This window comes from Symmachiella macrocystis (assembly GCF_007860075.1).
Taxonomy (GTDB): Bacteria; Planctomycetota; Planctomycetia; order Planctomycetales; family Planctomycetaceae; genus Symmachiella; species Symmachiella macrocystis.
Genome location: NZ_SJPP01000001.1, coordinates 1,174,123 through 1,187,203, shown reverse-complemented (window position 1 = coordinate 1,187,203; position 13,081 = coordinate 1,174,123). Strand labels below are relative to the sequence as shown.

The window sequence follows — 13,081 nt, the reverse complement described above, 5'->3', positions numbered from 1 at the left end:
AATTTAGGGAACTGTTCTCAGTGTCGTTCGGTGCGATTTGCCAAATGTTACTGCGGTTTAGAATCCCCATTGATCCCAATTGAGTTGCTATGATTTTTCATCGATCCTCAAACCAGGGAGTCAGAGATGAGCATAAATTTTACATCAGATGGATTGCCGTTGAAAGTAAAAGTCCAAGATTATGTCCAACAGAAAATCGACTCAGCAATCGGGCCTTTTGAAGACTTCGTCAAGGGTGTCGACATCCGCATTGTCGATGTGAATGGCCCCAAAGGGGGCATCGACCAACGCTGCCGGGTGGCTGTGGCTGTGAATGGAAAGCCCGACATCATCGCTTCTGCCAATCACGAAAACGCGTACGGGGCAATTTCGTTGGCAGTGGACCGGGTGCGACGTAGCCTGCAACGCGTTGTGGGACGCAACAAATCGAAAAGAAGTCGAAAAGTCCCACTGAGTCACCGTGGTGACGACTCAAATCCCCAAGAAACAGTGGAATTCGAATAACGGTCTGGGCGAGGTGAGGAATGACTGGGTCTGAGAGAACAGTATTCGATCCTGAGCATGATTTAGGATAGAAATCAAACTCAATCGCCTCACCAAACCGTGCCGATAATACCGATTAGGAAAGCTGTGGGAGAGGTCTGTGAATCTACGCGCAGAGAAACTCGTATCAAATGCACTGTTGTATGAACATGCCAATAGCGGGACTTCGCGCATCTCTAATTGCCGGCAGCGTCATCGCCGTAATGGGATGTTCGGTTACAACGAATCAACCCCCGGTCGATTTAAAGCGATTGGCAGGCAATGCGGCCCAAACCTCCACGATCACCGTCAAGCAATCCGAAGCGGAGTCCAACGACCAAATTGAGACAAAGCTTAGCGATCCACTCCAACTCGTTTCGAATGAAGATGAAGCAACGACGGATTTAGAGGATCTGCCTGAGGCAGCAGAATTCTTAACAGACGAAGATTCGGCCGCTGAACCTGAAGAACGGGCAATTGAAGATTATCTCCAGCCCATTCCCCTTGATCTCGCAAGCGGCAATGCGTCCGCGGTTGTTATCGACCAAGTCGTCAATTCGGTTCATGAGTCTTATCCGCTGCTGGCAGCCGCATTGCTGGAAAACTCGATTGCAGACGGAAAACAACTGGCGACTTGGGGCGCATTCGATACCAAGTTCAAAAGTGCGAGCCAAAATGGCGCACTCGGTTTCTACGAAACCTACCGTCAGGATATCGGGTTCGTCCAGCCAATCTACAATGGGGGTGAATTCTTTAGCGGCTATCGAATCGGACGCGGCAATTTTCAACCGTGGTATCTCGAACGGCAGACAAATGAAGGAGGCGAATTCAAGGCTGGGTTTCGCGTCCCCCTTCTGAAGAATCGCGAGATCGATGAGCGCCGTGCCGCACTGTGGCGTGCGACGTATGAACAACAACGCGTCCGTCCGGAGGTTCGCGCTCAGCTGATTTTATTTGTCCGAGAGGCCAGCATTGCGTACTGGACTTGGATCGCGACAGGACAGCAATACAGAATCTGGCAGCAAGCTTTGGAACTTTCGGAAGAACGCAATTCGCGTCTCCAACGGCGCGTCGAAGAAGGGGATCTCGACCCGCCGGCATTGCAGGACAATCTGCGGTCCATCGCGTTACGAGAATCAAAGTTGATTGACCGTGGACGGAAACTGCAACAATCTGCGGTCAAGCTGTCTCTGTTCTACCGATCCGCTGATGGTTCTCCCATCATTCCTGAGCCCTCGCAGCTCCGTGATTTTCCGGAACCTACTGAGTTCCTCGCGTCCCAAATCGAATCTGACATTCAAGTTGCCTTGTCACAACGCCCTGAATTGGCTGCTCTGGATGCCCTTTATCGGCAAATCAACGTCGACTTGGCGGAAGCCAACAACGAATATTTGCCGACTGTCGATGCGCAGGTCTGGAACTCACAGGATGTGGGGGAACCGACAAGCAGCAAACGCGATAAATCTCGATACGAACTGGAAGCAAGCCTGTTTATCGACGTGCCGTTGCAACGCCGCAAAGCAAGGGGAAAATCTCACGCTGCTGAGGCAAAACTTTCACAAGTTGCCGTGAAGCGTCGCTTTACACAAGACAAAATCGTTGCCGAAGTCCAAGCTGCTTTTGCCGGTTTGACCGCCGCGTATGATCGTCTGGGCAAGGCACGCGAAGCAAAACGCCTTGCGGAATACATGGCTGATGTGGAACGTCGTCGCTTTGAACTGGGGCAGTCCGGTTTGTTGGATGTTTTCATTCGCGAGCAATCCGCCATCGAGGCTGCGGATGGCGAGGTTGAAGCATTGCTGGAGTATTTCGCAGCTTTGGCGAACTACACCGCCGCACTCGCATTTGACTGGCCGATGCCTGCCGAAAGCAAGCCCTAGGACGCTTTCAGGCAGCGAGCTGAACCAGCCGGACGCGCTCTGGGATCACCTTGCATCCTGAATTGACTATCCTGAAGTGATGTATCTGGATATTATCAGGTGTCGATTCGGTCGTCCTCAACAGGCTTCGCTAAGTCTCTGCGATGAAATCATACCAACATGAATGCGGACTGGTTAAACTACCACCATTTACTCTACTTCTGGATGGTTGCGAAAGAAGGTAGTATCACACGTGCCTGTGAAAAACTGCACTTAGCCCAGCCAACGATTAGCGGCCAGCTGAAGAAACTCGAGAGCGCGCTCGGCGAGAAACTCTACGAACGCGTCGGTCGCGATTTGGTACTCACTGACGTTGGCCAAATGGTTTATCGTTATGCAGATGAAATGTTTGCCATTGGACAGGAACTTGGTGACGCGATCAAAGGGCATGCAACCGGGCGACCTATCATGTTCATGGTAGGCATAGCAGATGTTTTACCCAAACTCATTGCGTTCCGACTGCTTGAGCCGGCACTGCATCTTGAAGAGAAAGTACAGATTGTTTGTCGGGAAGGGCCAATGGAACAGTTGTTATCTCAACTAGCAACGCACGAACTGGATGTTGTTTTCTCAGACTCGCCAGCCGGCTCCATGGTTCGCATCCGCGCCTTCAATCATGCATTGGGTGAATGTGGCGTGGGATTGTTCGGTACCGCTCAGTTGTGCCGCCAATATGAGCATGGGCTTCCAGAATCACTGAGTTCCGCTCCGTTTCTCCTACCAGCGGAAAACACGGCCATGCGACGATCCATTGAAGAATGGCTTATCGAGGCCAACATTTCTCCACAGATTGTTGGTGAGTTTGACGACACGGCCTTGCTGAAAGTGTTTGCGGAGGCAGGCATCGGCTTCGTGCCTGGTCCCCTCGCGATTCGCGCGGAGATCGAAAGGCAGTTCGGCCTGAGTTTGCTTCTTGAAATCCCTAATGCCATCGAACGATTCTATGCAATTACGGTCGAACGTCGCATTCGCCACCCCGCTGTGATGGCGATATCGGAAGCGGCCAAAGAATCGCTGTTTGCACAATGAAACAGCAATTGACCTGCTTTACCGAAGGGAGCCTTCGTTCAAAACCCTTTGATGCGTCCGCTGACACGGATCTGCAAGTTTGTGGAATGAGATCAACCGAGGTACAAAACAGGTTCTCGTGATTTTAAACGTCCAACACCTGAGCACTGAAATCGAGGAAATCATCAATGCTGACGCTTCCACTGCGATTCCTGGCCGTTGCATTGTGCGTCCATCTTCTTCTGGGGAACTCTCGTACGGAAGCTGCAGAGAAACAGCCTCAGTCGAATAATTTCAAAAAAATTCAGCTCACTCCGCGGTACTACTGCGATGGTATTGCAACTGGCGATATTAACCGCGATGGGCACGCGGACATCGTGGCGGGGCCGTATTGGTATGCAGGGCCGAAGTTTACCGCGGCTCACGAATTCTACATCGCCGATCCGCTCGAGCCTGAAAAGAGTCCCTCGAACAGCATGTTCTCTTTCGTGCACGACTTTAATGGCGATGGGTGGCCCGACATTCTCGTCTTGGGACGAGTCCACCTACATCCCGCCTATTGGTACGAGAACCCCGGTGACCAAGACAGCGTATGGCTGAAACACTTTGTATTTGAGCGTGTGTATGGTGAGTCGCCCACACTCGTTGATCTCGATGGAGACGGCCGTCCGCAATTGGTTTGCCATTGGGAAGGACGCTGGGGGTGGATCGAACCGAACAGGGAGGCCCCGACGGAACCCTGGCAGTTCAAGCCGCTGTCGGAACCCGGGGACTGGAAAGAGTTCTACCACGGTACCGGCGTTGGGGATATTGATGGCGACGGACGCCTTGATCTCGTCCTCAACGACGGATGGTTCATTCAACCCTCAAAGCCCAATACCCCGTGGACCTGGCATGCCCATCGTTTTTCTGACGATCGCGGCGGGGCGCAGATGTTTGTCTACGACATCGATGGGGATGGCGACAACGATGTGGTTTCTAGCCTCAACGCGCATGGTTGGGGTTTGGCCTGGTTTGAGCAATACCGCGAGGGAGACGAAATCGCATTCCGCAGGCATCAGCTCATGGGGACACGCGAAGAAATTGAGAAATACGGGGTGGCTTTTACGCAACCGCATGCTCTTGACCTGGGCGACATCAATGGCGACGGGCTCAAAGACTTAGTCATCGGCAAACGGATGTGGGCGCACGGCCCGAAAGGTGATATCGAGCCGAGCGCGGCACCGGTGTTGTATTGGTTTGAGTTGACCCACCAGGATGGCGCGGCGCGTTTTGTCCCTCACCTGATCGACGATCACTCCGGAGTGGGTGTTCAAGTCACGATTGCCGATGTCAACGGCGACGGTGTGAATGACATTCTCACCGCATCGAAACTCGGGAGTTTTGTGTTTATCAATCAACGCTGCAAGCAGTGAGGCTGCATGCAGGTACCGGCTTCTCAGGATTATTGAGTGCGTGGGTATGACCACCGTGCCCCCGGATTGGAATCAAAACTGCCGAGCCATCAGGTTTTGAGTGTCATGAGAAAACTCATCTGATTATCCTGGTATTGACGTGACTCTCCCCAGGTGCGTGTTTGTGATTCAGCAATTGATCTCTAAGTTTAGGCGACCCGTGACCATGCATATTAAGACCTATTTCTTGGTGCTGTTGTGCTTCTTCAGCAGCTTCACCAGCCGCTGCCTATTTGCGCAATCGAACGAAGTCATCGATCTCGGCAACCGCCGCGAACTGTTCATTGACGACCATCTTGTGGGCGGGATGAAGAATGTCCAACTGTTGGTTCACCAGCCGATCCGCGAGGAGATTGCGGTGAATTGCGATAAGCCCTGGGAGGGCAACGGTTGCGGTTACTACACGGTCTTGCACGATTCCCAAGAAGCGGTCTATCGCATGTACTACCACGCTTGGCAGATTCCCACAGGCATCGAGCCGGGCGGACCGCTAACCATAGGATACTTTGAGAGTCATGATGGGATTCAATGGGACCGGCCCAATCTTGGTCTGTGTGAGTTCCAAGGTTCGAAGGACAACAATATTATTTTGGACAAGCTGGGTGACGGTGGTCGCTGCCACGATTTCTCACCTTTTATCGATTCAAATCCCGCTGCGAAACCGGAGGGACGGTACAAGGCAATCGGAGCCGGGTTTGAAAACCATAAGGGCATTTGGGTCTATCAGTCTCCTGATGGAATTCACTGGACCCCCCTGGCCCCCGGGCCGGTGTTTGACAAAGGAGCGTTCGACACGCAGAACATCTCGTTCTGGTCGACGACAGAGAAAAAGTATGTGATGTATTACCGCGTTTTTACTAAAGGTGGTTTCTCGGGGACACGGCTGATCAACCGAGCCGTCTCCGACGATTTTCTCCACTGGACCGACGAGGGAACAATCGCTTTCCCCGAGGGTGAGGGACCGCAACCGCTCTCGCAATTCTATGTCAATCAGGTCAAGCCGTATGAGCGAGCGCCTCACCTCTATATTGGATTTCCAGCGCGCTACGTTGATCACGGATTGACAGCTTCGACACCTTTGCTGCCCGAGTGGAAGCTGCGTGAAAAACGGATGACAGTCACTCCGCGTTATGGTACGGCCGTGACTGACTCGATTTATATCACGAGTCGCGATGGTCGAAATTTTCGTCAAAGCAACGACGTATTTCTACCGCCCGGGCTGCGAACCAAACACAACTGGTCGTACGGAGATAACTACATCGCCTGGCATGTGGTCGAAACCAAGTCAGTCAAGGACGACGCTCCCCGCGAGCTTTCGCTATACGCCACGGAATCGTATTTCACGGGGCGCCAATCTCGCTTGCGACGCTACTCATTACGCGTCGATGGTTTTGCTTCGATTCACGCCAAGCTCAAACAAGGCGAGTTCACGACCAAACCCATTCGCTTTTCAGGGAAGGAACTTTCACTGAATGTGGCGACCAGTGCCTCCGGTATGGTCCAGGTGGAAATCCTCTCGCCCGCCGGTACACCCATCTCCGGCTTTACGCTCGCGGATTGCGACATCATCTATGGTGACTCTCTCGATCGCCGCGTTAGTTGGAAAGGGAACAGGAGCGTTGAGGCTCTTGTCGGTCGTCCCGTGGTCCTGCGCATGGTCATGCGCGAAGCCGACGTGTACTCGCTGAAATTTGAAGACTAGGCCAAGCTCATCGCCTCATGCGCATTGAAGCTCGTCAATCGACAGCGGGCAAATTGCGCACTCTCTCTCCCGGATTTCCTGATGGTTCCCCGCGAATATTTTGAGTCAAATCGCTTGGGTGCAGCTCGACCGACGCTGGGTTCTCGCTGATTCCGGTGACAGAATCGCCGCCCTATCACGCGCAGCGACTCGTGATGTCCGACATCAATTCCGGTCAAAAGTATCGGGGCCAGGAGAAGCCGCGTTACATTCCGCCGCTGCCGTCGCCTGTCATGGCAGAGGCAGGAAGAATTGATCAATTCTGAGAGTTGTCTATGTCGGGCGCCGAACTTCGGGGCAGAGTGCCGATGAGGTGTGGCAGTCCATGTGTAACCAATGTGCGTTGCGCTTCAGACAACGCACGCTCAGGAGACAGGAATCATGAAACGAATATTGAGACGCTCCTCTCTGTACGTGGCCACAGCGGTTCTAGCGACGGCGGCCATGGTGCCCGCGCCGGCCCGCGCCGCCGGTATGTTGATTGCCGACGGCGGCTTCGGTGGCGTATTGGAGATCGAAGAGCACACGGCCGATGTGACCATTAACAACGGGGTTGTGGTCACGCATGTCACGCAGGTCTTTCGCAACACCGAGGATCGGCAAGTGGAGGCGCTGTATCTGTTTCCCGTGCCCAAAGCGGCGTCGGTAGCGAATTTTAGTATGTGGATCGGCGGCAAAGAAATGGTGGGCGAAGTCTTGGAAAAGAAACGAGCCCGCGAGATCTACAACAGCTACAAAAAACAGCGACGCGACCCGGGCCTCTTGGAACAGGTCGATTACAAAAACTTTGAAATGCGAATCTTTCCGATTGGTCCCCAGGCCGAACAAAAGGTGCAAATCACTTATTACCAAGAACTCGATTTCGATCATGACTGGGCGACGTATGTCTACCCGTTATCGACCGCGCCGCGTTCCGGGTTGGATGCACAAACACAGGGGAAATTTGGCCTGACGTTACACGTCAAATCACAGATTCCTATCAAAAAGCTGGAAAGCCCCAGCCACGGTGAGGATTTTGTCGTCGTCCGCCATTCCGATTCGTACTACGAAGCCAGTTTGGAAACCGACGGCGGGGACCTCAATCGAGACATCGTTTTGGCCTATCACGCCACGCGTCCGCATACGGGAATCGACGTGATTACATCAAACCAATCCGGCGACGACGGGTATTTCCAACTCACCTTGACGGCCGGGGAGGAGTTAGCCGAAGCGTACACCGGGATGGATTATGTGTTTCTGCTCGATATTTCTGGCAGCATGGCGCGGGACGGAAAATTGCGGATTTCCCGCAACTCGATCGATGCTTTTATTGGCGAACTGGGGACCGAGGACCGGTTTGAACTCATTACGTTCAACGTCGTTCCCAACACCTTGTTCAACCAATTGCAGCCGGTGACTGAGCATTCACAAGCGGAAGCCGTCGAGTTTCTCCGTTCGCAACAAGGCCGCGGGGGGACGGTGCTGCGACCGGCCATGGCGACCGCCTATAAATATGGTGATCCCGATCGTCCGTTGAATGTGGTCATCCTCAGTGACGGGATGACCGAGCAGTCAGAGCGGCGGGAGTTACTCGAATCGATTCAAACGCGTCCCTCGGGAGCCCGTGTCTTTTGCATCGGTGTGGGTAATGAAGTGAATCGACCGTTGCTGTCGCAACTGGCCGAAGAGGCGGGCGGGTTGGCTGCGTTTCTCTCCGAAGGTGATGACTTCTCCCGACAAGCGGAGTCCTTCCGCCGTAAACTCCTGCGACCAGCAGCTGCCGATGTGAAGATCACGGTTGATGGTGGGGATGTGTATGACGTCGAGCCGAAGCAACTGCCCAATTTGTATCACGGCATGCCGGTGCGTTTGTACGGTCGTTACCGCAAAAGTGGACCGGCGACGGCGCGGCTGACAGCCGAGGTGAACGGAGCACCCATTGAACAAACGGTATCGCTGGAATTTGCCGAGGTCGATCCTGCCAATCCCGAAATCGAACGCATGTGGGCTTGGTTGAAAGTGAATCGACTGCTGAAACAAGCGGACCGCGCCGGATCGCGGAGTACAGTGATCGATGAAATCGTACGGCTTGGTGAGCAGTATTCGATCGTGACTGAATATACCTCGTTCTTAGTACTGGAAAACGACGCCGAATATAAACGTTGGCAGATCGAGCGTCGCAACCTGTTGCGACTGGGGCGTGACCGCCGAGCACAACAACAGCAGCGTGTGGAGTTGCAACGGCTGCGTGAACAGGCATTCACGGAATTGGGACCGAAGGTCGAGCCCACAGCACCACAACCACAGCAGGTTGTTCAAAATGAGACGGCTGTCCGTAACGTTCCGTTGCAGGCCAATCCGACTCCGGTCTCGCAACCACCGGGACAAAGCCGCGATGTGAGCTTTAGTCCCGGCGTATCAGGCGGCGGTGCGTTTGATCCGATCAGCGGAGGAATTGCACTGGCGTTGGCGGGCTTGGGTTTCGCTGCCCGCCGTCGTCGTCGCTCCAATGTGGATGATGAAAACGGGGAGGTCTAAGTGTTCTCTGAAACGAAGAAGAACGCGGCAGTGAGGTGTATTCCCGGCATCTCACTGCTGCTGGGAGGAGTGGCGGTCTGTTTGTCGTTTCTTCCAGCGATTGCGAGCCAGCTACAATTCGAGCCTTCGGCGATTGCCGCGGGACAACTGTGGCGGATTGTAACTTGTCATTTCACTCATTGGTCACTGGATCATTTGATCTGGGATGCCCTGGCGTTTGTCATTTTAGCTGCACTGTGTGAAACAACGAATCGCCGGTCATTCCTGGGGTGTCTAACCGCTTCAGCAGTACTGATCCCGCTGTGCATTGACCTGTTGATGCCCGAGGTCGATGCTTATCGGGGGCTCTCTGGGATTGATTCGGCCCTCTTCGTACTGTCGGCAACAACGATCTTGCGAGAGAACGTGACCACCCGACGATGGGGCTGGGTTGCTGCAGTGGGCATTGTCCTTTGCGGATTCGCGGCCAAGATTGGCTTTGAATACGTGACCGGGCAAACCTTGTTTGTCGATAGCGCAGCTGCCGACATGGTGCCCATTCCGCTGGCACATGTGGTGGGAGGATTGGTCGGAGTCGGAATCGGTGGGTGGGGTTGGATGAGCGGCGGCCGATTCGTAGGCAACCGCAATGGCCACGTTTCTCGCCGGCAAGGTATCAGGCTTCGAATTGAGGGTTGACTGTTTGACCAGTATACTGGCATTTTGCGGAGCGCTGCGCCACCCTCACTTCAACACTGACGGAGACCAGTCATGTCAAACCAACCGGCGGTCGAAAAGCGGGGTTGGATGCGGACGCTCGTACGTTGGCTGGCGACAAAATATTACCCCACCATCGAGACGACCGGTTCTGAGCGGATCCCTCAAACAGGGCCTATGTTGTTGTGTGCCAATCATGCCAATTCGTTGATCGATCCGGTGTTGATCGGCGTTGTCGCCCGTCGGCCGGTCCGGTTTTTGGCTAAGGCGCCGCTGTTCGAAAACCCGCTGCTCGGCCCTCCCATGAGGGCTCTGGGGATGATCCCCGCCTTTCGGGGTAGCGACGATGCCCGCGATGTTCGTCGCAATATTGAAAGCTTAGATGTCGGAGCCAAAGTGCTGGTTGACGGCCTTGCCATGGGTATCTTTCCAGAAGGAAAATCGACCGACCAGGCACATCTGGAGATGGTCCGCTCTGGCGCGGCGCGGATGGCTCTGCAAGCCATCGCGGAAGGTGCCGACGGTCTGTTGGTTATTCCAATCGGGATTACCTACGAACGCAAAGATGCGTTTCGCTCCTCCGTCTGGATTCAGGTGGGCGAGCCGATCGATGTAGCGGCGTGTCTCGCGGAAAATGACGGCAAGGAGCGGGTTTCCAGGCGCAGCTTGACTCAACTGCTCGAAGCGCGGTTGAAAGAAGTCGTCGTGCATCTCGACGAACCGGACTGGGAACCATGGCTCGACGATCTGCAATCGCTTGCCGAAGCGCCGCAAGATGCTAACAAGGAAACGTCACCGCCATTAAAACGACGAAAACGGATCGCTGATGCGATTAACTACTTCTTTGCTAATGACCGTCCTCGTGCAGAATCGGTGGCTGACGACATCAAGGCTTATCGCGACCGTGTTCAGCAGGCTGGACTGACCATCGATTCGCCCGTGTTACGGCTTCGTGGTTTTCGTGTCTTCGCCGAGATCGTCTGGGAACTGTTTTGCCTGATTCTTTTGTTCTTTCCGGCGCTGGCAGGGACGTTGCAGCACCTCGTTCCGTTTGTCATCGTCCGTGGATTGGCGCCGTTTTTTGACCAGCCCGGCCGCAAGACGATCGCCACCAGTCGGGTCTTCGTTGGTTTGCCTGCCTATTTGCTCTGGTATGCTCTCGTCGCCTGGTGGGCGTTTGGCTACTACGCGCCCTGGTTTGCCTGGACCTGGATGATCGCTGCGCCGTTTTGCGGCGTGATCGCCATCCACTACTGGCGAAGGGCGGGCCGTGTGGCGCAACTGATCTGGCATCAGATTCAAGTCACCATCGATCGCACGACATTATTAAACCTACGTCAGCAAGAAGCCGATTTACGTCAGCGACTGCGTGGTTTGGCTGAGGATTTTGAAGAAGTCTCACCGCGACCGATCAAGGAATTCCGTCCGTCCCGTAAAAGCCAAATCGGGAGAATCGCCGGGCGAGCCCTCATTGTGGCGTTGGTCTTTGCGACTCTCTGGGTCGCGCGCTATCGCCTCTTCGATGATCCGCTCAGCGGGAGCGGACTGGACGTCCAGCAAATTTCCCAAAAACGAATGACGGCTTTAGTCGATGCCGACGAACAAGAACTCAATCGGCTCATCGACGAACTGGATACTTTAGAAGCTCGGGCGACGCGGATTCAGCGCGATTTTAATGAAGGCAACCGTAAATTCACGAATCAGGCGGATGACGACGACCTCCGGGAAGTCTTGCGACGCTACATGACCTACCGAGAAGCGCTGCTCCGTATCATCTGGAAGTACCAACGCTATGCGGAAATCGAGAATGAGGAACTGCGGCTCCGCACCTTTCTGTTGGAATTTACGGCGGCTTCGATGTTGTATGAGGCGTCGCTCAAATTCGTCCATCGATTTGGTGACCGTTCGGAGGCAGTCGCCAAATTGAACGAACCGGAACCGAATTGGGGAATTCCTCCCGGCTTGTACGACACGATTCGGCAGAATCTCGCCAGTCCCCAAAATATCCGCATGTTCGAATTGGCCCGGCAGTACTACCACCAGGAGCATGTGCAACAACAGTTGCAAACGCATGAACTGTTATCCTCGTCGCCATACGATCGGTTTCACAATGCCATCGCCGATGCGGAAGAGACGATCCGTGAAATCGATGATTCGGTCACCGCACGAGTCATCCAAGTCGCCGTTTCTGATTTGGGAAATCTGATTTATCATGCGCAATACGCGACACAGTCGCTGGTCTCGACCTGGATTGGTGATTTCAAAATCCGCAGACCACACGGGGGCGAACCGTTAATCGACAAGCTACAATTGGCCCAATTGGCCGAGGTACTTGAACCGGGTGATATTCTCTTGGAACGGCGGAATTGGTATCTGTCCAACGCCTTCCTACCCGGCTATTGGCCGCACGGTGCAGTCTACGTCGGCACGACGGAGGACCTAAAGCTGTTGGGACTGGATACGAATGAATACGTCAACAACCATTGGCACAAATTCTCTGCCAAAGATGACGAAGGGCACCCCCATGTGATCGTCGAGGCGGTCAGCGAGGGGGTGATTTTCTCGTCGTTGGAGCACTCGATCGGCGGTGCGGATTCGGTGGCCGTCCTGCGGCCCAACGTCAGTGAGCAAGAAAAAAAGGACGCCATCGTGAGCGCCTTCAGTTTCGCCGGCCGGCCCTACGATTTTGAGTTCAACTTCGAAACACCCTCGAAGTTGGTTTGTACCGAAGTCGTGTTTCGTGCCTATGGCGGAAATGCCGGCACGATTCAGTTTCCGCTGGAGGAAATCATGGGGCGGCAAACCATGCCGGCCATCAACCTGGCACGCAAGTTCAACGAGGAATACGGTAACGACGCCGCGCAGTTTGAATTCGTCGCGTTTATCGATGGTGATGAAGTGACGGAAACCTCGCGATTCCTCACCGATGCACAGGCATTTCGCAATACCGTCGATCGCCCCGCTAGTTCGTTTGTCCAATCCTCAGACCCCATCGCGCTGAAAAGCATTGGCCCGCTCGGCAGGACGTTGGCATTTCTCACACTGCTTGCCGCTGTGTGGGCTGTGGCAGCGCCGCTCGGGCGGCGACTCAGGTCTTCGAAACTGGCGGCGTCGAATCCACCGGAATCGACGGAGCTACCCCCTGGCCAGTAAGCGGCATCGGTAGTCCTATATGCTTAGGCCCACCGATTGCATTTGACATTCGACGGGATGGAATGGTTTCG

The 13,081-nt window shown here is 54.4% G+C and carries 8 protein-coding genes; all 8 read left to right on the top strand.

Going from position 1 to position 13,081, the window contains the following annotated elements; translation table 11 throughout:
* Positions 1-126 precede the first annotated feature (126 nt).
* The 8 genes from CA54_RS04555 to CA54_RS04520 all read left to right on the top strand — a co-directional run bounded on the left by CA54_RS04555 (position 127) and on the right by CA54_RS04520 (position 13,010).
* On the top strand, positions 127-504 hold the full coding sequence (locus CA54_RS04555) for an HPF/RaiA family ribosome-associated protein (RefSeq protein WP_146369664.1): 378 nt from the start codon (positions 127-129) through the stop codon (positions 502-504).
* A 182-nt stretch (positions 505-686) separates the two neighbouring features.
* Positions 687-2,402 carry a TolC family protein gene (locus CA54_RS04550; RefSeq protein WP_197532202.1) on the top strand — a complete coding sequence of 572 codons (1,716 nt, stop codon included), beginning with the start codon at positions 687-689 and terminating at the stop codon, positions 2,400-2,402.
* 159 nt (positions 2,403-2,561) lie between these two features.
* Positions 2,562-3,470 carry a transcriptional activator NhaR gene (gene nhaR, locus CA54_RS04545; protein ID WP_146369662.1) on the top strand — a complete coding sequence of 303 codons (909 nt, stop codon included), beginning with the start codon at positions 2,562-2,564 and terminating at the stop codon, positions 3,468-3,470.
* A gap of 167 nt (positions 3,471-3,637) precedes the next feature.
* The gene (locus CA54_RS04540) at positions 3,638-4,864 is read left to right on the top strand and encodes an FG-GAP repeat domain-containing protein (protein ID WP_146369661.1); all 1,227 of its coding nucleotides are present in this window, start codon (positions 3,638-3,640) and stop codon (positions 4,862-4,864) included.
* A 205-nt stretch (positions 4,865-5,069) separates the two neighbouring features.
* Positions 5,070-6,605: a hypothetical protein gene (locus CA54_RS04535; RefSeq protein ID WP_146369660.1), complete on the top strand. Its 1,536-nt coding sequence runs from the start codon at positions 5,070-5,072 to the stop codon at positions 6,603-6,605.
* 420 nt (positions 6,606-7,025) lie between these two features.
* Positions 7,026-9,161, top strand: a complete 2,136-nt coding sequence (locus tag CA54_RS04530) for a VIT and vWA domain-containing protein (RefSeq protein WP_197532201.1) — start codon at positions 7,026-7,028, stop codon at positions 9,159-9,161.
* Positions 9,162-9,839: a rhombosortase gene (gene rrtA, locus CA54_RS04525; protein ID WP_146369658.1), complete on the top strand. Its 678-nt coding sequence runs from the start codon at positions 9,162-9,164 to the stop codon at positions 9,837-9,839.
* A gap of 72 nt (positions 9,840-9,911) precedes the next feature.
* Positions 9,912-13,010 carry a 1-acyl-sn-glycerol-3-phosphate acyltransferase gene (locus CA54_RS04520; RefSeq protein WP_146369657.1) on the top strand — a complete coding sequence of 1,033 codons (3,099 nt, stop codon included), beginning with the start codon at positions 9,912-9,914 and terminating at the stop codon, positions 13,008-13,010.
* Positions 13,011-13,081: the final 71 nt, after the last annotated feature.

What these genes read in the sequence shown, in the direction of transcription:
- CA54_RS04555 (WP_146369664.1), top strand. Translation starts at nt 127, where the DNA reads ATGAGCATAAATTTTACATCAGATGGATTGCCGTTGAAAGTAAAAGTC.
- CA54_RS04550 (WP_197532202.1), top strand. Translation starts at nt 687, where the DNA reads ATGAACATGCCAATAGCGGGACTTCGCGCATCTCTAATTGCCGGCAGC.
- nhaR (WP_146369662.1), top strand. Translation starts at nt 2,562, where the DNA reads ATGAATGCGGACTGGTTAAACTACCACCATTTACTCTACTTCTGGATG.
- CA54_RS04540 (WP_146369661.1), top strand. Translation starts at nt 3,638, where the DNA reads ATGCTGACGCTTCCACTGCGATTCCTGGCCGTTGCATTGTGCGTCCAT.
- CA54_RS04535 (WP_146369660.1), top strand. Translation starts at nt 5,070, where the DNA reads ATGCATATTAAGACCTATTTCTTGGTGCTGTTGTGCTTCTTCAGCAGC.
- CA54_RS04530 (WP_197532201.1), top strand. Translation starts at nt 7,026, where the DNA reads ATGAAACGAATATTGAGACGCTCCTCTCTGTACGTGGCCACAGCGGTT.
- CA54_RS04520 (WP_146369657.1), top strand. Translation starts at nt 9,912, where the DNA reads ATGTCAAACCAACCGGCGGTCGAAAAGCGGGGTTGGATGCGGACGCTC.